Source organism: Colwellia sp. BRX10-3, assembly GCF_014077505.1.
Classification (GTDB): domain Bacteria; phylum Pseudomonadota; class Gammaproteobacteria; order Enterobacterales; family Alteromonadaceae; genus Cognaticolwellia.
The window spans coordinates 1-22,647 of record NZ_JACGWA010000016.1 but is presented as its reverse complement, the minus strand read 5'-3'; the positions used below and the strand labels follow the sequence as shown (position 1 = coordinate 22,647).

19 protein-coding genes and 1 pseudogene are annotated in these 22,647 nt (G+C 37.4%); 9 read left to right on the top strand and 11 right to left on the bottom strand.

Features of this window, described 5'->3' with window-relative positions; all coding sequences use genetic code 11:
* Nucleotides 1–228: 228 nt before the first annotated feature.
* Complete coding sequence (locus tag H4J38_RS15605) at nt 229–1,485, top strand: lytic murein transglycosylase (RefSeq protein WP_182133181.1); 1,257 nt, start codon at nt 229–231, stop codon at nt 1,483–1,485.
* A gap of 33 nt (nt 1,486–1,518) precedes the next feature.
* Here the strand turns inward: H4J38_RS15605 and H4J38_RS15600 are convergent, their stop codons facing one another.
* Entirely contained in the window at nt 1,519–1,668 is a 150-nt protein-coding gene (locus H4J38_RS15600) for a hypothetical protein (RefSeq protein ID WP_182133179.1), read from the bottom strand.
* 293 nt (nt 1,669–1,961) lie between these two features.
* Here H4J38_RS15600 and H4J38_RS15595 point away from each other — a divergent pair, with 293 nt between their 5' ends.
* A complete protein-coding gene (locus H4J38_RS15595; protein ID WP_182133177.1) occupies nt 1,962–2,864 on the top strand; it encodes an HDOD domain-containing protein in 903 nt (300 codons plus the stop codon).
* Nucleotides 2,865–3,091: 227 nt separating this feature from the next.
* Here H4J38_RS15595 and H4J38_RS15590 read toward each other — a convergent pair whose 3' ends face one another.
* Nucleotides 3,092–3,553 (bottom strand): DUF1499 domain-containing protein, encoded by a 462-nt coding sequence (locus tag H4J38_RS15590; RefSeq protein ID WP_182133175.1) that lies wholly within the window; start codon nt 3,551–3,553, stop codon nt 3,092–3,094.
* A 284-nt stretch (nt 3,554–3,837) separates the two neighbouring features.
* Between H4J38_RS15590 and H4J38_RS15585 the strand changes: the two genes are divergently transcribed.
* Entirely contained in the window at nt 3,838–4,386 is a 549-nt protein-coding gene (locus H4J38_RS15585) for a TrmH family RNA methyltransferase (RefSeq protein WP_182133173.1), read from the top strand.
* 111 nt (nt 4,387–4,497) lie between these two features.
* On the opposite strand, the gene H4J38_RS15580 is transcribed toward H4J38_RS15585, so the two are convergent.
* From H4J38_RS15580 to H4J38_RS15570, 3 genes are all read right to left on the bottom strand, one after another.
* Nucleotides 4,498–4,662, bottom strand: a complete 165-nt coding sequence (locus H4J38_RS15580) for a mechanosensitive ion channel family protein (RefSeq protein ID WP_182133171.1) — start codon at nt 4,660–4,662, stop codon at nt 4,498–4,500.
* Between the two features lie 231 nt (nt 4,663–4,893).
* On the bottom strand, nt 4,894–6,936 hold the full coding sequence (locus H4J38_RS15575; RefSeq protein ID WP_182133169.1) for an ATP-binding protein: 2,043 nt from the start codon (nt 6,934–6,936) through the stop codon (nt 4,894–4,896).
* Nucleotides 6,937–6,957: 21 nt separating this feature from the next.
* The gene (locus tag H4J38_RS15570) at nt 6,958–7,503 is read right to left on the bottom strand and encodes a heme NO-binding domain-containing protein (RefSeq protein WP_182133167.1); all 546 of its coding nucleotides are present in this window, start codon (nt 7,501–7,503) and stop codon (nt 6,958–6,960) included.
* Nucleotides 7,504–8,002: 499 nt separating this feature from the next.
* Here H4J38_RS15570 and H4J38_RS15565 point away from each other — a divergent pair, with 499 nt between their 5' ends.
* Together H4J38_RS15565 and H4J38_RS17390 are read left to right on the top strand one after the other, a co-directional pair.
* On the top strand, nt 8,003–9,190 hold the full coding sequence (locus H4J38_RS15565; protein WP_310733488.1) for a methionine aminotransferase: 1,188 nt from the start codon (nt 8,003–8,005) through the stop codon (nt 9,188–9,190).
* Nucleotides 9,191–9,248: 58 nt separating this feature from the next.
* Nucleotides 9,249–9,395, top strand: a pseudogene (locus tag H4J38_RS17390) (TrmH family RNA methyltransferase); the annotation flags it as partial.
* Nucleotides 9,396–9,494: 99 nt separating this feature from the next.
* Here H4J38_RS17390 and H4J38_RS15560 read toward each other — a convergent pair.
* Nucleotides 9,495–12,749, bottom strand: coding sequence for a di-heme oxidoredictase family protein (locus tag H4J38_RS15560; protein ID WP_182133165.1), 3,255 nt, complete (start codon nt 12,747–12,749; stop codon nt 9,495–9,497).
* 464 nt (nt 12,750–13,213) lie between these two features.
* On the opposite strand from H4J38_RS15560, the gene ggt reads away from it, so the two are divergent.
* Nucleotides 13,214–14,908, top strand: a complete 1,695-nt coding sequence (ggt, locus tag H4J38_RS15555) for a gamma-glutamyltransferase (protein WP_182133164.1) — start codon at nt 13,214–13,216, stop codon at nt 14,906–14,908.
* A 310-nt stretch (nt 14,909–15,218) separates the two neighbouring features.
* The gene (locus tag H4J38_RS15550) at nt 15,219–16,091 is read left to right on the top strand and encodes a 1-acyl-sn-glycerol-3-phosphate acyltransferase (RefSeq protein WP_182133163.1); all 873 of its coding nucleotides are present in this window, start codon (nt 15,219–15,221) and stop codon (nt 16,089–16,091) included.
* A gap of 218 nt (nt 16,092–16,309) precedes the next feature.
* On the opposite strand, the gene H4J38_RS15545 is transcribed toward H4J38_RS15550, so the two are convergent.
* Entirely contained in the window at nt 16,310–17,155 is an 846-nt protein-coding gene (locus tag H4J38_RS15545; protein ID WP_182133162.1) for a YiiX/YebB-like N1pC/P60 family cysteine hydrolase, read from the bottom strand.
* Between the two features lie 521 nt (nt 17,156–17,676).
* On the opposite strand from H4J38_RS15545, the gene H4J38_RS15540 reads away from it, so the two are divergent.
* Together H4J38_RS15540 and H4J38_RS15535 are read left to right on the top strand one after the other, a co-directional pair.
* On the top strand, nt 17,677–18,057 hold the full coding sequence (locus H4J38_RS15540; RefSeq protein WP_182133161.1) for an RNA-binding S4 domain-containing protein: 381 nt from the start codon (nt 17,677–17,679) through the stop codon (nt 18,055–18,057).
* Between the two features lie 552 nt (nt 18,058–18,609).
* Nucleotides 18,610–19,854 carry an IS110 family transposase gene (locus H4J38_RS15535; protein ID WP_182133160.1) on the top strand — a complete coding sequence of 415 codons (1,245 nt, stop codon included), beginning with the start codon at nt 18,610–18,612 and terminating at the stop codon, nt 19,852–19,854.
* A gap of 373 nt (nt 19,855–20,227) precedes the next feature.
* Here the strand turns inward: H4J38_RS15535 and H4J38_RS15530 are convergent, their stop codons facing one another.
* The 4 genes from H4J38_RS15530 to H4J38_RS15515 all read right to left on the bottom strand — a co-directional run bounded on the left by H4J38_RS15530 (nt 20,228) and on the right by H4J38_RS15515 (nt 22,455).
* On the bottom strand, nt 20,228–20,602 hold the full coding sequence (locus H4J38_RS15530; protein WP_182133159.1) for a hypothetical protein: 375 nt from the start codon (nt 20,600–20,602) through the stop codon (nt 20,228–20,230).
* Between the two features lie 98 nt (nt 20,603–20,700).
* Nucleotides 20,701–21,354 carry a hypothetical protein gene (locus tag H4J38_RS15525; RefSeq protein ID WP_182133158.1) on the bottom strand — a complete coding sequence of 218 codons (654 nt, stop codon included), beginning with the start codon at nt 21,352–21,354 and terminating at the stop codon, nt 20,701–20,703.
* Between the two features lie 118 nt (nt 21,355–21,472).
* Nucleotides 21,473–21,763 carry a hypothetical protein gene (locus tag H4J38_RS15520; protein WP_182133157.1) on the bottom strand — a complete coding sequence of 97 codons (291 nt, stop codon included), beginning with the start codon at nt 21,761–21,763 and terminating at the stop codon, nt 21,473–21,475.
* A gap of 122 nt (nt 21,764–21,885) precedes the next feature.
* The gene (locus tag H4J38_RS15515) at nt 21,886–22,455 is read right to left on the bottom strand and encodes a hypothetical protein (protein ID WP_182133156.1); all 570 of its coding nucleotides are present in this window, start codon (nt 22,453–22,455) and stop codon (nt 21,886–21,888) included.
* Between the last annotated feature and the right edge of the window lie 192 nt (nt 22,456–22,647).

Genomic DNA, 22,647 nt, shown 5'->3' with positions numbered 1-22,647 from the left:
CCTTGCCTCTACTTTATTATTAAGCTTGCTATTATACCCATTTGATAACGCGATTGCCTAGCCACTAGTAATTTTACAGCTATTGAGTGTTTACATTCTTGAGTGATTTTTATTGCAATTTTTCAATCAAATAATGATTTAAATATTGTTATCAACGTTAAATTTAGCCATGGTATTGTACTCACATTATATTTCTCCGATTCAGCTTTAGCTAAGGAATGTTTTTTCATGAACTCGCCAGACTCTCTTATTAAACAAATGATGACTTTTTTCAATTATCGAACACTAATCACCATAGGTGCATTTTTCCCTATGCTTGCAAACGCAGCGATTGCCGATGAAGACTTTACACAGTGCAAAGTTAATTTAGCTGAACGTGCAAAAAGCGCAGGATTTTCAACTTATATAACTCAAACTGTTATTGATAATATTTCCCCTATTGAGCGCGTAATTGCTTTAGATAAAAAACAACCAGAATTTACTCAAACCTTTGAGCAATATATAAAGGCAAGAGTTACTAGCTACCATTTACGGGTAGGTCAACAGAAGCTAAAAGAAAACAAAGTTTTATTTGATAAATTAGAAAATAAGTACGGTGTTCCACGACAGTATTTAGTCTCTTTTTGGGGTTTAGAAACCGTTTTTGGCAAGCATAAAGGTAAAATGTCAGTCCTTAATGCTTTAGCTACCTTAGCTTGTGATCAACGCCGTAGTGAATTTTTCACGCTAGAGCTATTAAACTTATTCACTTTAATTGAAACAGAAAAAGTTTCTGTTGAGCAACTAACAGGCTCTTGGGCGGGAGCCATGGGACATATGCAATTTATGCCAACTGCGTTTTTAAAATACGCTGTTGACGGCGACAACGATGGCAAAGTCGATATTTGGCAAAGCGAGGCTGATGCATTAACCACTGCAGCAAATTACTTAAATAAAATAGGTTGGCAAACAAAAGAGCGTTGGGGCAGAGAAGTAAAATTACCCGCAAATTTTGCTTTCGATAAAGTCGCTTTCGACCAATATTACCCACTTAATTACTTTCAGCAGCTAGGGGTAACAAAAACTAACCAACAACCGTTATCTACTTACGATATTCAGGCAGAGCTTTATCTACCCTCAGGTCATAAAGGACCAGCATTTCTCCTCTACCCTAACTTTAATGTCATTATGACGTGGAATTTTTCTAAAAGTTATGCGCTATCAGTCGGCCTATTGGCGAATAAATTAGTCGGCGCGAACGGGCTTGAATTTTTGCACACAGAACAAGCTCAGATGAACCGGTATAGTTTTACACAGATGAAAAACCTACAAAGCCAACTCAATACCTTAGGCTTTGAAACAGGTAAACCTGATGGTGTTTGGGGGCCTAAAAGCAGAGATGCTATTCGCTCATTTCAGTTAAAGCATCAACTTATTGCCGATGGATATCCAAGTAATGAACTGTTTTCAACGATTGAGTTAGTCATCAATAACCCTGAACCTTAACGCTAAACAGCAATTAAGAGAGTTAATAGCCACTTAATACCAACTTAATTCATCAACTAAGTCGTAAAGCACTTTCAGCTCGAGAGGGTTTTTTGCTTCATTATACGCGTCAGTTTCTATTACCCCTGCAGCTAACAAAGCTTCTGTTGAGTTGGATAAATCTTTTTGATAACCATTGCGCATAGGGTAATTGCACCGTCCTTATTAAACTATAATTCAGTCTAGACAAGTTCAACAAATACACAATGTGGTGATATATGTTCAGCTTTAAAGCGTTATTAATAACACACGTTTTCATAGTTCATGGTGTACATATTTTATTGAAAGTGGTACAAAATAATCAGAATTTGACTCGATATACATTGCAATCTATTATCAGTAATTATGAATCTAATGATATACTTACTTTTACTTTATGGTAGTTAGTGTATTGTAGAGATAATGACTCAACATGTGGAATATAAGGAGATATTCAAATGCTAACGAACATTTCAACAAGCTTTTATGATGTCATGTTTGGTGATATAAATTCTAATATACCAATGGGCAAGCTCGAAACTAAGATCTTACAAAAAGTAAGAGTCATATTAAATAATCCCAAAAGACTCAGTCAGCATATTCCAGCACTACCTGCGATGTTAGTTCGCCTCCTAAATGCAATTGACGATCCAGATTCAAGCGTACTTAGCTTTGTTGAAATTATTGAGCAAGACCCAGGATTCGCGATAGCCGTTTTAAAAACAGCTAACTCTGCTCTTTATCATCGAGGCGAAAAGGAAATCGTATCATTGGGTCGAGCTATTACGTTTTTAGGGTTGTCTGGCCTGTTACGCATTGCAACTACGCTTTTGATGGCTAAAATCATTCCATGCAAGCCAATATATTACAGAATGTTCGGTAAACAAATTTGGGTTCATTCTGTGCAATGTGCGACCCTCTGTGAACTATTAGCCACTAAAGATGATGAAAATGGATTTGACGCTTATTTCTTAGGTTTAATTCATGATTTAGGAAAGATCATCATATTCGATTGTCTATCGGAAGCTTTAGCGGAAGAGTTATCAAGCTTACCTGGCACTAAAGTGTTTAAAGAATTGATGACTGAAATGTCTATCGACATCAGCTACTTTATAGCTATAGAGTGGAAACTACCGAATATTTATTCCGAAGCGTTAAGGCTGCAGCAAACTGAAACCCGTTCAAGTTTGGCTGAATTGTTATTTAAAGCCAATCAATTAAGTGAAGTATATTTAATGATGATAAAAGGTATGATTTCTGAAGAAGAGTGTGAAAATATACTGACTGAAAACGCCGTCGATAAAAATATTTGGCTTGAGTTTACTCATATAGCCCCTGAAATTGAAAGCAGCATAATTTAAAAGTTTGTTGAAACTATATGAGAGTTTTATAAGACTAGAGGCAAAGCTTGAAAAAATTTGCCTACTGTTCTTATCGATAAAAATTGTACTTTACGTTATTAACAATAATGACTTGTTCTGATCACCCTCACGCCAAATCAATAAAATAAACGCCACATTATTTCATGACGTTATTTAAGCGTAACGAACTTAATAAAGCGAATTCAATTTAGAAAAGCACTTTATTTTTAAAGTGCTTCAAGCTTAAGTCGAAGTGACTCAATACGTTCTCTATTAACATTAAAGTCTGAATAACCAAGCCTAGACGCTGAACGAACATGAATAGTTGTTTGGTTAATTGAAGATTCAGGAAAGTAAAACTCTACATCATCAACAAAGCCAAAAAGGTCTGAGGTAAACTCAGCTCTAACATAACGACTTTCGGTTACGGTGACTTTCGAATTTTCCAACGTGTTAATAACATTCAAAATGTTATTTTTAACCACTTCTTTAGATCCTTTTGAAACAATCGGAGTAATGTGGTGCGCTTCATCTTCAGCAAAACTATTAACACAATTAGGTTTATCTGGGCACGGCGTTAATTGACCATTATCAACACCTAAAATCGGCGCATTTGATGAACAGCCAGTTAACGCGATTAAGCTTGAGAAAATAATACTGGCGAAAAAAACTTGTGATGATTTGTTCATGATGTTGACTCTTAAATGTATATATAAAAACTATAGTAATAGAGTATGAACTTATTATCTGTTTTTTATTTCAAGTGCTTAAGCCAGCATTGTTAGCTAATTACTTTCAAACTAAAGTTTTTATTACTTAGCGCAAGTTTGGAAAACTGAAGATGAACTATCATTTGATCTTCAACAGATAAAACCGCACAATCCTCCTCCTGCGCTAAACCACAAACGTATATGCAAATAAACTTAAGCGGCACATCTTAATTTCAATCAGCAAAGCAATTAGAGTAGAAATAATGTCTTCAAAAATACAACTGAGCAAAGAAGAGCTTAGAGAAAATAAGCTAACCCGCGACGTATACTTAACTAAACCCAAAAGTCCATTGGTTGTAGTATTAGACAATGTAACTAACAGCTACAATATTGGTGCTTTTATTCGCTTGGCTGATGCTTTTGCTATTGAGAAAGTGATTGTTTGTGGCACTGGTGCATTGAGTATTTCAGATAAAAAGATGAAAAAAGCCTCAAGAAATGAAGCCAAATGGGTTTGTGTTGAATATAGCGACAGTACTACTGCAAGCTTACAAACGTTACTAGATGACGGTTATTCAGTTTACAGTGTTGAGCTCTGTCAGGCATCTGTTGATTACACCACGGTTGCTTACCCAGCTAAGAGCGTATTAGTTTTAGGTAATGAGCGTAAAGGTGTCAGTGAAGCCGCATTAGAAATGAGCCATCAACAAATACATATTCCAATGTTTGGTATGGGTAACTCACTAAATGTTTCAACCGCTGGCGCTATTGTATTAGCTGAATGTGCGAACCAAATTAGAAAGCTAATCTAAAACAACACCAAACCGTTATGAAAAAAATAGCTAAGCAATTAATTGGCTAGCTCTTATCAGTTTAAATACACATGGATTTAATTCAAATGGTCTTAAGGTTACAAAAGCCCCTTAAGCGTCTTTGTGTAAATGCAGATCCATTTGTGGGAAAGGAATGTTTAATCCTTTATTTGCGAAGGTTTTATATACTTTCTCGTTCAATTGGAAATGTCCCCCCCAATAATCTGGCGCATTAACCCAAGCTCTAACAGCAAAATTAACTGAACTGTCTGCCAACGCTGAAACGTCAATAAAACCTCAGGGTCTTTTAAGATAAGATCATCTTCATCAGATAAACGTTTGATAACTTGACGTGTTTTGTCTAACTCATCACCGTAAGCAATACCTTTTCGGTCCAGTTAAGTAATTGATCATTGAAGACGTTGATAAACCGCCATTTCGTTTCTAGCTCACTGATTATGAAGTTTATTGTTCAGAAGTGTATAACTCTACTTACACTCATGACCCTTAACTTTGTTTATTTACAATCGCTTTCAAATAGATAATAAGTGGATCAGAAGATTTTTTGACTATATCTGGCAGCATGTTAATTAAGGGTTCTAGGGCTGATATATTGTTTGATTGCGATGCGGTTTCTATAAATGTTAGATGTTGTCCTAAAGCCTGACAGCCAATTGAACTAGCACTGCTTCGAATGGTATGCGCATGGTCAGCAACTAGCTCTATATCTCTTCGCTGATAGGCACTACAAATTTGTTGCACTCCTTCATCTATTTCGGCCAAAAATAAATTTGATATCTGTGCAAAAGCACTTATACCAATATCGTCTAATAATATACTGGCAGTATCTTGCACAAACCAATTTTTACAAGAGTCTTTTTTCGCTATATTCAGCTGTTCTTTAGGAGAAACTGGTGCTGTATAGTTATCTAATGATTGCACAGGTAACCAACGCGATAGGTGATTATCAAGTAATATACGATCAATTGGCTTGCTCAGCACTGCATCCATGCCGCTATCAATAAAACGCTTATGATAGTGATCTCCAACATGTGCTGTTAACGCTATTATTGGAAGCTGGGTATTGCTCAGTGTTTCTCGCAATATTTTAGTTGCACTCACACCATCGAGAACTGGCATAGATACATCCATGAACACCAAATCATAATGCGTTTCACTAATTTTATCGATTGCTTGCCTACCATCACCTGCGACGTCAACGGTAAGTCCTCTCCCTTCAAGTGAAATACGAGATAGAAATTGGTTAGTTTTATTGTCTTCAACAAGTAGTACATGTCCATTGAAAGATTGATCGACTGGCTGAATAAACTGAGGTTTGATGATAGGCGTTTTAGCAACTTCAACAGGAATAACAAAATAGAAAACCGCACCTTGCGCAGGCTTGGATTCAAAATTTATCGTTCCCCCCATTAACTCTACCAGTCGCCGAGAAATATTTAACCCCAAGCCTGTACCACTGTCTTTCTCACCTTGCTTAGCATCAAAAGTTAAAAAGGGTTTAAATATATTAGGCTGAATATCCAAAGGAATACCTTGACCTGTATCACATACTCTTACCTGTAAATACTGCTGTTCATTCAAACTTACAGTGACTTTTATTTGACCATTTTCAGTAAACTTAACCGCATTACTTAACAAATTAATCAAAATTTGACGAATTTTAGCAGCATCAGCTCTAAGCCAAGGTGCAATATTATCTTCGATTAATAAGCTGAGTTCACTTGCTTGTTCTCGTGCCCGAGCATCAACAACCTGTATAGCAGATTGTAAAATATGTTTAAGATCAAAATCAGTAGGTTGGTTTTCAAAACCACCTGCTTGCAGCTTTGAGTAATCAAGCACATGGTCTACAACATATTTTAAATTTTCAGCCGAATTTTTTACAATGCTTAGCATTTCATTATTGCGAGGACTCAATTCACTGTTATCTATTAATTCTAAAGCAGTAACTACCCCCGTTAGCGGTGTTCTCATTTCATGGCTCATAATAGCAAAAAAGTCAGCCTGGATTTGACTCGCTTTTTCTGCTTTATCTCGGGCTTCTCTTAGCTCACCCGTTAGCTTCTTTAGGTCAGAAATATTATTTTTTTCGGTAGACAGCAGCATAAGTTGATCAAGCTGAGGATCCCAAGGCTTGAATTCATTCATCATTAATTGAGTGTCAGGCTGGTTAGTATTCATCCATGCTAGCCAAGGTGCACCAACAAATATTACGTGCTCGCTGTCATCATCTAAGGTAACAAACTGTCCTCGCATGGCAAAATTACCACCGCATAGAACAAGCAAGGCCATACTGTCTCGTGCATTAATAATACTAGAAAATTCTTTGAGTCTATGGGGTCTGGTAACAGCAAATAAGTCAAAAAAATTTGCTTGCCAAATGTCAGGCCCGCATAAGTCGGTGTCTGGTAAATACTTGCATAAGGTAGGGCTTGGCTTACTGACTTTCATTTGTCTATTAACAGTAAAGAATACTGATGCAAGCTGCTTAATAACGTTAATACTATTATTTGTTGTTGCTGTCTTCATGGGTAAGATAACCAGCTCAGATTAATGAATGACAAAGTGAATTACACTGGTTTCACCTTGACTAACCTGAACTTTCTCTACAGGTTCAAATGTTAATGTAGAGCCAAAACGTTTCGCTAACCCTTTTATGACACCGATCACAAATGGAGTGAGTCCTTCACGTTTACTTTCGTAACGAAGCGCAACGCGGTTGTCGTTGTTACTGACTTCAAAATATGGGGGTGTATAACCTATAAAAGTAGATGTTATACGGTCATGTAAATCATTGGTATGCTGTAAAAACTCCAACAAATTACTGCCTGTACTATCAAGTAATAGTCCATATGACTCTGGTGCAACGACTGTCGCCCAATAGTAACCAAACGCATCTAAACACTCTGCAGGACTTGCATTAAGCTGTTCTGAGGCAGCGCCTACCAATGCATATGTTACTTGGTCGTCATATTGTTGCATACTAACAAAAGAATCTACCGAAACGCCCGAAGCTTCAAATATTTTATTCCAACAATCAGCCCCGTGGTTTTCAGTAATCATAGCTTTCAATGATTTATTAATCAGTCCGTACATCTACACTACTCCGGTGGAGCTAAAAAATATTATAGGTCAATTTAAGTCATCATATTAACCTTACGGGAAGATATGACCTAATCGAAGGTTATATCGTTAAGGTTTGCCACCACTCGCTTAAAAGAAGCGCCTTAATTAGCTATTCTAAAACATAAAGCAGTAAATATTTGTGCCAAACTACATTACTATCTCTGCCAAACTATAACTAAGCAACCGGTAATTATCAAATAAGCTATATCTGCAACATTCAGCACAACCTAAATTTAAAACTCATTACAGATAGCTAATCTCGTATTAATAATTGAACTCAATCGCCGTTAGCCTTAACATCTTATTTATCTGTTCATTGGCGTTTGAGTTAATGTCACTGAGCTATACCGATTAACAATAGCGTTTAACAATACCGAGTAACTTAGCTGTTAATTATTACTGACTAAATTATCACGGCTAAAACCGTAACCACTTTAACGAGTGCCTAATAAAAATTAAGTGAGTTTTTGTGTCATCTTCTTTTACCAGCAAAATGCCTAATGTAGAAACCAGTATTTTTACCGAAATGTCGATCATGGCTAATCAATATCAGGCGATTAATTTATCTCAAGGTTTCCCTGAATTTGATACCCCTAATTTTTTGAAAGATAAAATTAATCAAGCGATCAGTGAAGGGAAAAACCAATACTCACCGTCAAACGGTTTGCCTGAACTATTAACGCAAATTGCCGAAATGGTGCATAGGCAATATCAAACGCATTTACCTGATGCGCAAAAGCTTGATGGACTAAACAACGTAACAATAACCTCTGGTGCTACTGAAGCGTTATGGGTTGCTATACAAACTTTGGTGCGGCCGAATGATGAAGTTATTATTTTTGATCCCGCTTACGACTCATACGAGCCCGCCGTTGAACTTGCAGGTGGTATTTGTCGCCATATCACGCTTGATGCACCTAACTACGCAATAAACTGGCCACGAGTAGAGCAAAGTATTAATGAAAACACCCGCGCCATTATTATTAACAGTCCGCACAACCCAACGGGTTCAATACTGAGTGAGTCTGATCTTGAAACACTGCAAAGCTTAGTTGAAAAACATAACTTATATGTTATTAGTGACGAGGTTTACGAACACATGACTTTTGACGGCTTACGCCATGAAAGTGTGCTTCGTTACCCGCAACTGTTTAACCGCAGCTTTGTCGTTTCTAGTTTTGGTAAAACCTTTCATTGTACGGGTTGGAAAATGGGGTATTGCGCCGCGCCTAATGAACTTATGGCCGAATTTAGAAAAATTCATCAATACGTGACCTTTTGCTCCTTTACGCCAGCACAAATTGCTATTGCACAAATGCTAAAAGAACAGCCGGCACATATCACTGAATTAGCGAGTTTTTATCAACAAAAGCGCGATGTTCTTATTAATGCATTAAAAGACTCACGCTTTACCTTGCTGCCATCTAAAGGCACATATTTCTTATTATTAGATTACTCGGCAATTTCAACGCTAAATGACCGAGAGTTTTGTCAGTGGTTAACTAAAGAAATAGGCGTTGCTGCCATTCCGCTTAGCCCTCTGTACCCTGTTGAACAAAGACCGAGTTACCATAAGAATAATAAAGTGATCAGACTTTGTTTTGCAAAAAATGACGACACATTACGTAAAGCGGCAGAAATATTATGTCAAATTTAACCATAGTTGCCGTGTAATTCGACATACATTAGCGTGGTTAAAGCAAATAGCACAGCAGTACAAAGGTGTAAGTGAAGCCGCATTAACATTGAGCCATTAACACATTCATATCCCTATGTTTGGCATGGGTAACTCGCTTAATGTTTCAACAGCTGGTGCAATCGTCTTGGCAGAGTGTGCTAATCAAATTAGAAGTCAGCTTTAAAGATCAATAACGCTAACTCTAGCTAAGTCATAGGTATAACAATTAACTCTGCCTTATTGATCAATACATTGTCTAAAACCCACTGAATTAGCGATTAACTTATAACGACTGTAAAAAGGATAACAGTGCAGCTTCATCAGCATCAGAGAGTGCTTCGTACTTAACTTTAGCACTTTGTGACTCGCCGCCATGCCAAAGAATAGCTTCATCTATGGTTCTGGCACGTCCGTCGTGTAAGTAACTATGTTCCGGCGTACAAACTTCATTACCTTGTCCGCCAACTGTGTTTACTACGCCACCAGTAACACAAGCCGACAAGCCTATACCCCATAATGGTGTTGTGCGCCATTCAGCACCTGTAGCGTTGCCTTCACCTAAGTTATCAGCCAAGCCTTCACCCATATCGTGCAATAGTAAGTCAGTATAAGGGTGAATTGTTTGGTTTCTTAATTCACTAAAGGGATGATATATGCTGGTTTGTAGAGTCGGGGTATGACAATCAACACAGCCAATGTTTGAGAATATAGCTTTTCCTTGTTGCACTTGGGTATCGTCAAGGTTACGTTGTGCCCGCACCCCTAATAGCGCGATATATTTCACGAGGTCGTCTATATGCTGCTCGCTTAATTCTATTTGGTCGTCACCACATTCATTCCTTAATTTTTGTGCAGAGCCGCAATCTGGCATTGGCAATACAGTGGTCATTACTCCCATATCAGTATTAAATGCTGACGCAACTTGATGCTTGATACTAGACGTTGCAGCTTTCCAACCAAAACGTCCAAGACGAATTTGCTGTGTTTGTGGGTCTATCGTACTTTGTGCTTTGCCTGAAATACCAAAAGGCGCTACCTCGTCATATTCGTCTGCCATCGCTAAAATAGTTTCTTCAGGAATAGCTTCTAATAGCCCTAAGCCGACAAGTTGTGGCGCTATACGTGCCGAAAACTTTTCTGGGGTGCCGGTAGAGAATTGATAATTTGGTGAGCGTAAACCATCAACTTCGGTCCATGAAGCAATAGCAACGGTGCCTTCATTTTGTACATTACCGGTATTAGAAGGCTGTAAAACATTACCGCGCTGGGCATCAGGATTACCATCAGCATCGGCAATTTTAAATACCCATTTATCTAATGCTTCGCCTATAGGAGCCGGTGCTGCTCTGCCGTTACGCTCATGGCAACTAGCACAGCTATTATTAACAAAATGTGTACCTGACTTACCAACCATCTCAGCAAAAATACCATTTGCAGGGTCTTCATCATGCATACCATCAACAAAAGAAGTGTGATGAATACGGCGCCCCAAAACAAATGCTTGGCCATTTAGGCTAGATAAATTAGTCGCCATTTGCATAAAGTGATCGTTAGGCTCATTGGTATATTGATAAGGAAGTGTTGTGTTACCACCTAACCAGCCTTGTTTAGCTATAGGGTGAGAGTTTTCTCGCTGGGAAGATTTATCATCAAAATCACCGAGTGTTTTCCAAGGAACCATACCGCCCTTACCCACTTGATAAAGATAGGTAGTGCCATAATAGTTTGATCGCCCTTCTGGTACCCCGAGTAAAAATTGGCTGATTTCAATTTCCATATGTTGGCCAATGTTGAGGGGTTCAGTACTACCATTAAGTCCACGAAATTCATTTATAGTTAATGAATATTTATATTGATCACCTGTGGTACTGGTTTGCACAAGATCTTCATCATAAGTGCCGCGCCCTTCCGTTATAACATTAGGCTCATAATTACCATGATATTGAGCAACAGTATTCATACCGAAGTACCACGCCCTAAACTCTAATGCTTCGAGTTGCCACTCAGTAACCCACTCAATTAAAATCGATGAACCTCCTTTTTCAACAAAATCGGTAAACTTGTAACGTGCTGTTCTGTGAGTCCAATAATGAGAAAGATAATGATCGTATTGTTGAAATTGATCTTCTTTAGCGTGACGATCTCGACCTCGGTCAGCAAACATAGTGATAACCGCATCATTAGTTTCATAAATTACGGCATGCTCTTGCACTGTACTTGAGGTATAAAGCGGTACAGTATCTCCAAATAAGCCGTAGGCTTGACTATGCCACCCTGCTAATTCATTGCCTTCAGTCATACCTGCGGAATTGTCGCCAATAAAAAAATATAATGGTTTGCTCTGATATGCGGCTTGTGTTGTGCCATCATTACGGATAATTGTAGATAAATTTGGCACACCTGATGCAATACCATCAGTAACTAAAAGTGGAGGCCAGTTGGTTGCACAACTGTTATTGCAATTGCTACCTTCAGAGCCAATGTCATTATCGAATGTATACAATGTAAAGCCGGGATTTGTACTGTCTTTGCCGCCCACCAATATGTCATTCTCAAAAGCCACTTCAATTAACTGTTCTATAGCTTCACAGCCAAAAGCATCGACATTCGTATCAATCGGGGTATTTGGGCAGTTATCAAGATTATCAAACACACCGTCACTGTCAGTATCTGAACAACCAACATCATTAATTATTGCGTTGACTGGTGTATTCAAACACAGGTCATAGTCGTTACCAACGCCGTCCAAATCATCATCAATAACCAAGCTTATTTGTAACCAATTAATATTGAATGAGCCCGTATTTATAGTTAAGCGTAATGTAAAAGTACCGCCGGTTGATAAAAATGAATTTACACGTTGAGTCTGAAAGGTTTGCCATCCGCCAGTATTACCAACACTGTCGCTGCCGACATTATTACCATTTATAGCAATGGAATAGTTACCTCCTCCTGTAGCGGAAGCCACGCGGCTAATAATGTCATATGTCCCCGCGCTTAACGTTATTGAATATTCAAGCCATTCAGATGCTTGTGTATAACCAATATTGTAACCACCACCAGTATCAGATGTAACTTCTATATCTACTTGGTCGTTACGATAATTTGCACCACCTTCATTACTGGGTGAAGTGTCAAAGTAAGCAACGTAATCTTCTGCTTGAATAGTAATATCGGCTATTGGTGAAACAACTTCACAACCTAAACTATCAACCTCTGTGTTTTCTGGCGTGTTAGGACAGCTGTCTATTTCATCATTAACACCGTCATTATCACTATCAACACTTACGATAATTATGCAGCCATTAATGTCTACTTGGCTATTTGTTGGGGTATTAGGACAACTATCGACTTGGTCAAAAACGCCATCCCCGTCGTTGTCTAAGTTTACAACTTCTGGTTCAGACGCTGTGCCTCCTCCCCCGCCACAACTGATAAGGGTTAAAAGTAATAACAAGGAGATTGTTTTTTTAGCTGTAACGTTTAAAGCATGTATTAACACACTAAAATCGCTTATATTTATTAATTGTCGGTTCATTATTTATCTCAAAATTTCTTTCCAAACAAGTAAGACAGCTTATCTATAATTTTCATAAAAATTACAGGTTATTATTTATATTTATTTGATTTTTATATGATAATTAAATCACTGTCAGTATAGTTATAGTTGTAAACAGCAAAATATAAGGAGTTCGCATAAGAAATTTTAAGCGTAAAACACTTCAAATATGGCTAAAAATTACAATACAGTAATCAACCACTTTAACCATAAACATTCGACAAAGGGGTACTTATATCAAGACGAAAAGCTGAAGCGTTAGATAAACAGGTTGAGTTGTTTACATAAAATTGCTATTTGTGTTTTCTCAATCTAGACGATAAAGTCATAGACTCATTATTTGATCACGGTGCGTAATTTATATCCGTGGTATAGTCAGAAAATGTAGAGTTGCTAAGGCAAATAAACCGGCAACCCATTGAATAACAACCAAGGAATACCCCATGATAAATGGTGCTCGTTTTTATATTTTCGTTTCTATTTTACTTTTTTCAACCTTCTCTTCTTATGCTAATTCTGCGGGCAAAGTTAACCCACAAGTTTCTCAAGCAGCAGTAGCGATACCAGACAAATATGCGGCTAAAGTCGCTGAAGACATTCTTCTTGCCGGTGGTAACGCTGTTGATGCTGCCATTGCCACTGGTTTCGCATTAGCCGTTACCTACATTGATGCTGGGAATATCGGCGGCGGTGGCTTCATGCTTATTTATATCGATGGCGAAGCCTTGTTTTTAGACTACCGTGAAACAGCGCCCTTAACAGCACATCGCGATATGTACCTTAATGATGAAAAGGCTGTTATACAAAATTTGAGTTTAATTGGTGCTAAAGCGCCTGGCGTACCTGGTACTGTTGCTGGCTTTTGGGAAGCGCATCAACGCTTTGGTAAACTGTCTTGGAGTAAATTATTAGCACCCTCGATTAAGCTCGCTGAAGAAGGCTTTATTCCAGCAAATATTCTTGTTGACGACATACAAGATCATTACCAACGCTTTGATGGTCTAACTAACTTTAAAACCTATTTTGGCAGTGTTAAGCATGGCAAAAAATTTAAACAGCCAGAACTTGCAGCAACATTAAAGCGCATAGCTGTAAACGGCCGTAAAGAATTTTATCACGGTGAAACCGCAAAATTACTTGTTAAGCAAATGCAGAAAAGCGGCGGTATTATCAGTGCCCAAGATCTTGCTGAGTATAAAGCCGTTTGGCGAGAGCCCTTAAAAGCGAATTGGCGCGACTATCAAATTCTATCTTCTCCACCGCCAAGTTCTGGTGGCTTTGGCGTGATCCAATTATTGAAAATGAAAGACTATTTAAACGACGAGTTTAAAGGTGTGGCCCATAATTCCGAGCAGTATGTTCATTTGGTCGCTGAAATGGAAAAGCGCGTATTTGCTGATCGCGCTGAATATTTAGGTGACCCTGCATTTGTTGATATTGACATGACTCACTTAATTAGTGACGAATACATCAAACGACGCGCCATGGAAGTAAAACCAAATGAAATATCGCGTTTAGAGTCAGTTAACCCAGGACTTCAATCTCCTAATACCACACATTACTCAATTGTTGATGCCGACGGTAATGCTGTTTCAAATACTTATACTATTAACTGGGCATATGGCTCTGGCGTAGTAGTTGAAGGTGCAGGTTTCTTATTAAACAACGAAATGGATGACTTTAGTGTTAAACCTGGTGTAGCTAATATATTCGGTGTTGTCGGAAATACCGCCAATGAAATACAGCCAGGCAAGCGCATGTTATCTTCAATGTCTCCAACTATACTGTTGCAAGACAATAAAGCCGTTATGGTTATCGGCACACCGGGTGGTTCCACCATTTTCACTTCGGTATTTCAAGCAATCGTTAATATAATAGATTTTAATATGACCCCACACCAAGCTGCTAGCGCAAGCCGTTTTCACCACCAATTGCTGCCACCTGATTTGATCACCCAAAGCCCTTCTCTTCCATTACCTGAAAGTACGATTGAAGCCTTAACCAAACGAGGCTATCGAGTTGAACCTCACAGCTGGGAATTTGGCGATATTCAAGTTATTTGGAAGGACGGTGAACAACTCATTCCAGCATCAGACTCGCGCGATCGCGGTGTGTCTAAAGTTATTGATATAAAATAATGACTATGAAAAACGTCACTATTAATTAGGGTTAAACCTACCTGTTCAAAATATAAAAGAGCTGACCAATTAAATTGGCCAGCTCTTTTAAGTTTATAGTACACATGTTTATTTAAGAACGTATAGCCATATAACTATGTAGTACTTGGTCATCATTCAAGTAAAACTACCTTGGGTGTTCTAGTTAGTAATCTATATGAGTTATTATTGAAATGTAGTCATAGCAAATTTTTAATCTATAACGATGTTTTCTAAAAATTCCATGCTACAATATTTACTATATTCATCGTAACAACACCCCCCTATTATAATGGCCAAAAAATCACTCAGCATTCGTGATAAAACTATCTTCGACGGTATTTTCACTAAATATTTCTTAAAATTTCTTTTCACCCTTTGGTTCAAAATTACAGGTTGGAAGCTTTGTAAGAATGCCCCTGAAGGAGCCGGAGTTGCTATTGCTGCGCCTCATACCTCGAATTGGGATTTTTTCTACGCGCTTGGCGCCGCCATACAACAAGATGTTAAAATATACTTTTCCATTAAAGACAGTCTATGCCGAGTTCCCGTATTGGGCACTTGGTTAATGTATCTTGGTGCTATACCGATTGATCGTTCAGAAAAAGGTGTTGGGCAAGTTCAGCAAATAAAAGACTTTATCGATAGCCAAAAATTAAAACGAGTATTTTTCTTATTCACCCCAGAAGGTACCCGTGGCGCAGTACCTAAATGGAAAACAGGCTTTTACCATGTTGCCCAAGGCTCTGGTTTGCCGATATTTTTAGCTAAAGTGGATTACCTAAGTAAAGAGTCGGGTGTTTTTCATACCTTTACGTTAACAGAGAATAAAGAAGAAGATATTAAAGCAATACAAGCGTCTTATAAAAGTATTCGAGGTAAATTCCCGTTACATCAATTCCCTCCATACACCGGGAGTATGCCAAAACTATCTGAAACAGAAGCTAAAATAATTAAGGCTATGTATTCTTTTAAAGGGGTAGCCACTAAAATGGAAATTACCGCAAAAGCTAAACTAGATGAACTATCAACATCCATATTGGACTTTTTGATTGAGAAAGGCATGCTAGAAAAGGTTTCGCCTTCTGCTAACAATAACGAACCTAGCTATCAACTGACTTTTGAGGGTAAGGGTTGTTTTCTGCATTTATCGCCGAGTGTTTAGCGACTATTTATTTTTGCAAACTTCGATGATTGTAGTGAATAACCAGCACACCGTCATTATGGTCCACTAAACTCGTTTGGTCATGATTATATCTTAATCATATTAATGCATATCAATGGCTTCAGTAATCTAATCAATGGGGCCATAGTTAATGACCTTAATAAATTTACAGCTTTTTACTGCTAGCTTTTTACCTCAATGGTAATGACTGACGAACTTCATTTTGAATGAGGTTGCCGAGTAATATCGCTAGTTTGGTCTACCCACTGAATATCTTTATAGTTAAAACCCTTTTTTAGGGTAGGTTTTACAATTTCAAAATATGGTGATAAATCAAAATCTCTTGGAATAAAGTGGCTGTAATGCCTTTTCTCTAAACGGTTTCGAGCGAATAAACGCGGTTTGAGCCTTGATAAACCTCGCGCAGGTACTACTATCGTTTCTGCACTAATGTTCTCAGGAATTTTTAAAGGCAAAATAGGATAGCGAATAAACTGAAAAGCCTGAGCAATTAAGGTAGAGCAAATTGCTTTAGTCGGGTCACCACTACCAAATTCGAGCAGTCGACGACGAAAATTTTGAGGCACCGGTGGCGTAGGCAGCAAGTAACGCATGAGATCAATAATATTCTTGGTGTCGTATTGAAGACCAATTCGCGAAGTAACAAAGTCTAATAAGGCCTCAGTATCTTCGTCAGTAAGTCCCACAGGGCGGCAAATGCGCATATTAAATCCGGCGTATTTTTCTAACGGCACGGTAATAACACCATCAACTAAATCAGCTTCCAATAAGGGTGACAAGTTAGATTTATCACCTATATATATACAGACATGAGACCACGTAGACTGGGTTAAATACTTAATTGCTGTACTTATTCGACTATTACCCTCTATTAGCAGTAAATCGCCTGGCATAAGGCTCTCTTTTAACTGCTCGCTAGTAAGCGTGCTAAAAGTTGTGTAATAAGCGCGTGGTTTATTCAAAAATGTAGCAAGCTTATCGCCCAGTGCATTACCAATGCGAGATATAATACTCTGCTTTTGCTCTTTGTTTTTTAACGACATTACGAATATTTACCTCTTATTAAACGCTGTTGCTTTTGTAAACAGCATAAACCTAGCAACTTTTGCATGCAACTTTGCTCAAGGTTCATTTTTAGCAGAGACACCAGCCTTAAAATATTAACTTTAATGTGACCATAAAGTTATGCGCAGCAAATTAATTATGACTGTCGGTGTTAATAATACGGCAATTTATAATCACTTTTCTCTAGACTTTTAAAGCGATATATAGCTCAAATCAACGCGATACCTTTTCTTTATAATTAATTGAATTAAGCTTCAACGATAGCCTTATTTAAAATCATGAAGTAATTTTAGCTAATAACTCGCTAACACAAGAAAACTAACAACAGTCGACTGCATATATGCAATCATCTATACCTCCATGATAACGGCAAGCAATATTGGGGCGCTGATTATTGTATTCAAAAAAGTAGCTGTATTGTTATTTCGCTTTATTCAATAACGGTTATATATGCTAGAATATAACCATATTATTAATTGAAAATTATTAGGCGTATTTCATGTCTGCACACTCAACTTACGACATTTGTGTTGAACCTATAGAACTTTATAAATTACTTAAAATTGCCAATATGGTTGGCGGTGGCGGCGAAGCTAAAACCATGATCAGTGAAGGTAATATTAAAGTGAATAACGAAGTTACCGTGCAAAAGCGTAAAAAAATTCGCCACGGCGATATTATCGAACTTAACGGTAAAGCTATTAAAATAGCTTATAATCCCGCTCAAAAATCAGCAGAGTTCATTAATACCGTTGTTTCAGCGACTAAAAATGCAAAAAAGAAAAAAAGAGCTAACAGTAAAGCGCCGGTTACTTCATCAGAAACGGTTACTAAACCATCGACCGAACGACCGAAAAGAAAGTCCACTTCTGAATCCTAATAATATAGTTTGAGACAATTTTTATGGTTAAATATTGTTACTGTGTGGCAATATTTAACCATAGTTATAATAAAAATAGAGACATTCTTAAGGAAATTTATTTTTGCCGTTTCAATCCCTAAAAATATTTGATTTATTTGTAGTAGCTCTTACTTAATCTAACACTCTTTCAGTTTGGGCTTGACCTCTTCTTCAATTAATTAGGTCAGAAATGATCTTGAAGTGGATCCTAGAATTAACTAGTTGCTAGCTTCCGCTTTCTTGCCACAAAGCCGACCTAATTTAGACAAGTATTTTTCACCATAAATAGTCCGCTTAGATACGAATATAGTCCTTTCAGTCTGAATAAACCTATAATTAGGGTGTTCAGATCATGTGCTTATTTCATACGAACATTGATACGATATCATTTTGATGGTTACCGGTTTACTTTCGATGTCATAGGTACGCCTTAGCTTAAAAACGAATACTCAGGGCTTGCCCATAAACGCTATCTATATTGCTTTCGAAGAGCTTTGGCATACATGCTGACAATAACAATTGGAGGTAATTATGACTAAGTTTTCAGTTTATATTGGTATTGATTGGGCAAATGATAAACACGATGTCTGCGTTCAAGTGGCTAATTCAAGTACACGAAAGTTTGAAGTAATTAAGCACTCAGCTAAGTCGATCAATGAATGGATAACCAGTATTCATAAGCAATACAAAGGACAAATAGCGGTTGCTATTGAACTATCCAAAGGGCCTATCGTTTACGCACTTCAAAAGTTTGATTTTGTCACTATTCACCCCGTTAACACTTCAATGTTAGCTCAATACCGTAAAGCTTTTTCCCCCAGCGGTGCAAAAGACGACCCAACGGACGCAGAGCTTGCTTTAGATTTAATGCTGAGATATCCCAATAAAATTAAAGCATTAAAAATGGAAAGTGAATCGGTTAGGAAGTTGACATATCTAGTCGAACAGCGTCGTAAGTTGGTTGAAGATAAAAGGCGGTTTAGCAACCGACTAATCATTACTCTTAAAGAATATTACCCTCACTTACTTGATTGGTTTTCACATCGAGGATCGGGGATGTTTTGTGATTTCATTACACGTTGGCCCAACCTACAAAAACTTAAAAGAGCTAGGGCTGATACCTTGAAAAAGTTTTTTAGCTCATACCCTGGACGCACTGCGGCATGTAGCGTTAAGCGTATTCAATCTATTAGTGAAGCAGAGCCGCTCACACTCGATAAGGCAGTTATCGAGTCGCATCAACTGCTTGCAGTTGCATTAGCGAATCAAATGCTTGTTGCTGTGAAGGTTATTAAGGTCTTTGATAGAGAAATTAGTGAGTTGTTTAATGCTTTGCCTGATGCAGAGCTTTACAACTCATTGCCGGGTACTGGCCCGTGTTTAGCGCCTAGGCTACTCGTAGCTATTGGGGAAGACCGTAGTCGATTCAATAGCGCATCGGAAATTCAAATGTATGCTGGGGTAGCGCCCGTAACGGTGCGTAGTGGTCAAAAGAGCTGGATTCATTGGCGATACCAGTGTACTAAATTTACTCGCCAATCATTTATAGAATGGGCAGCTAAAAGCATAAGGCAATCTTATTGGGCGGAAATTTATTATCAGCAGCAAAGGGAAAAAGGTAATACCCACCAGGCAGCTGTGCGTTCACTAGCATTTAAGTGGATAAGGATAGTATATCGTTGCTGGAAAACTAAAGAGCCATACAATGAAGCCAAATATTTAAAAGCATTGAGTGATAGGAATTCCCCATTACTTTTTAAAGAAAAAGCTTGTTAAAGGTCTCAGGGCGTAGACTGGACGTTTCACGATTTCGTTTTTATGACTTCTTGGTGTGCATTTTTATGGGGCAAGATCAGCTCGCTATTAGCTGACATGAGTGGAATAATTTAAAACTCTAACAATTTGCTGGTTTTAGTGCCAGACGTAGATGCCCAGTGGTGTGAAACCGATTGAAGATGCTGATTCTACTATAAAGTAAAAGGCTGAACATTAACTTTAGTTCTCAAAGTGATTTATTTTCAGCAGGACTAAAAAGAAAATACGTATTTCGGATAAAGAGCAAATTAGAGCGAAAAGGTTCTTACTTTTAACAAATGTATTTTTTAAAGAGTCTTTTACTCAAAAAATTCGGAAGAACCACTATGTATCATCAATTCCAAATATATACCCAGTTAACAATAAACATCATTACAATTGATGTTATTCCAAATTTATTTGATATTTTTGAAAAGGTTGAATGACGGCTGAGTATATCTTCAGGCTCTGTCCCTTCAATAAGTTGATTGACTTCCATTTTATTAATTATAGGAATAGTTCTAAACCACATGACTAATGAAGTCAGTAATAAAAAGTTGGTAACACCTAATAAAACACCTGATTCCAAATTTTTTCCAACTAAGAATAGATATAAATAAAGGGCACCATAGCCAAAAGAATAATAGTATTCTTTCTCTTTTTTACTAACTAAGTTTAATATTTGGACATGTCGATATTTATCCGCTTCTGAATACCACCTTTCAGTCACTTTATTTGCTCCATACTTGAGTTAAGTGCTAACGCCTAAATAACAGGCAAAGTAATGGTTGGCTAAAATTGTGTAGCGAAGCGAAACGTAGCCAACTGTTACGTGTCCTTGTTGATTTTCTTGTTAGCTTTACGATTTAACCAATACAAATTCATTTGAGCAATTAACAAAAATATAAAAATTTGGAATAGTGAAAAATACATAGCTAATTTAGATTGCTCGGTATTAAACTTATTTAAGTTTTTAACTTTCAAATTAATTGCTTCATTCTCTTTATACGACTCAATATCAGAGGAAGACGGCTCGAAAATCGTATACCCTCCAGAATTAAGCTTAAACTGGACTGCCACACCGTAATCTATGTAAATCGCTTGAGCAACAAACTTATTATCTTCTTCTGCATTATCCACGTAAGTTTTTTCAAATAATTGAGCCTCATTAAATTGAGATTCAAATCCATTATTCAAAATGTTATCTACATATATCAAACTTTGACTTGAAAAAACATGTAGTCCAACTGACAAACAAAATAAAACTAAAAATCCATTTAGTTTTTTTGGTAATTGAATACCAACTTTAATTTCTGTTGAATGACTAACTAGCGACTTTGAATATGCTAAAGGTAAGAGAACTGACAACAAAGCAAACATGATCCAATTTATGATCCAATTACTAATTAAAATCGGGAAAATGTATTGACCTATCAATGGTATATAAAAGAGAATATTGCAAATTATAGTTAAATACTTCATATCATCCTTGTGTAAAGCTAACGCCCAAATAAGGGGCTGATTAATAGTTGGCTAAAATGTGAAGCGGAGCGAAACCTAGCCAACTGTTAGCAGTCCCGTTTGATTTTCTTGTTATGTTTTACCGTGACTCACACAAAAATTTGAATCCACGCGTTCGCCAAAACTCAGGTTCTATATAGCCACTAGACATACCACCATGAGCAAATCGCTCTAAGAAAAAGTGCTCTTTAGATTCTATTGAGTAACCGGTTAATATTTGAAACGCATCAGACAATATTTCGTAAATTTCACTATCACGATTCGGAACACTGATATCTTTGAGGTGTTCCTTCATTTCTTTCCAAAGGAAAGGGTCTCCTCTAAGCCCCCAAGAATCTGGTTCATAGGAAAACAACCTATCAAAATTCATAGCGCGACTATCCTTGTAAAACCAACGCCTCATTCAGAGGCAAATAACAGTTGGCTAAAATAGTGACTCAGGAGCAAAGCCAACTGTTATTTGTCCTACTGAAATGACTTGTTATGTTACGTTTATGTGCACTTTTTATGCAGTAACTCTACAAAGTTTTTATCCCAAACTAATTCTTGAACTGAAGCTCTAGTAGGTTTAGCCCAAATTTTTTCTATTTTTTGCATTTCAAATATGCCACCGTCGTATAAGCCTTTAATTCTTTTTACATACTCAGCTGACTCGCCTATTTTTAATATGTAAGTAATATCAACGGTTGTATCACTGTTGTTACTATTCCACCCAACAGCGTGTATTTGGCCGTTTAGTTCACATGTACCATTTGATTTACCTGCTGCTATTTCTTTAAAAGCTAATTCAGCCTCAGCTTGAATAATATCTTTAACAGGCTGTTGGAAAACAAACCCTTTCCAACTCCCATCAGATTGACAAAGGACACAGCCAAATCCTGATGTAGCATATTGACTGATATTCCGATGAGGTTCGTAAGTAAAGTTATTAATGCTAATTTCAGGGATGTTTTTATTTATGTTAATTGGGTTACCAGCATAATTACCAGCTAAATCATATTGTATTGGTTGTGCTGCACAGCCGCTAAGCAATATAGACGTAATAATCATAACTTTTTTCATAATTTGAAGTAATTCCTTTTATATTTGATGAGAGTGTAATATTTAATTTAGTAACATAACGCCGCGTTAAGAGGAAATTTATAGCTGGCTAAAATGTTGAACGCAGTGATCTTACACCACTTTCGTAGACACATTTCAAAGTCCTAATTTCTCATATTTTTCAGGCGTTGTATAACCTAAACTTGAATGTAA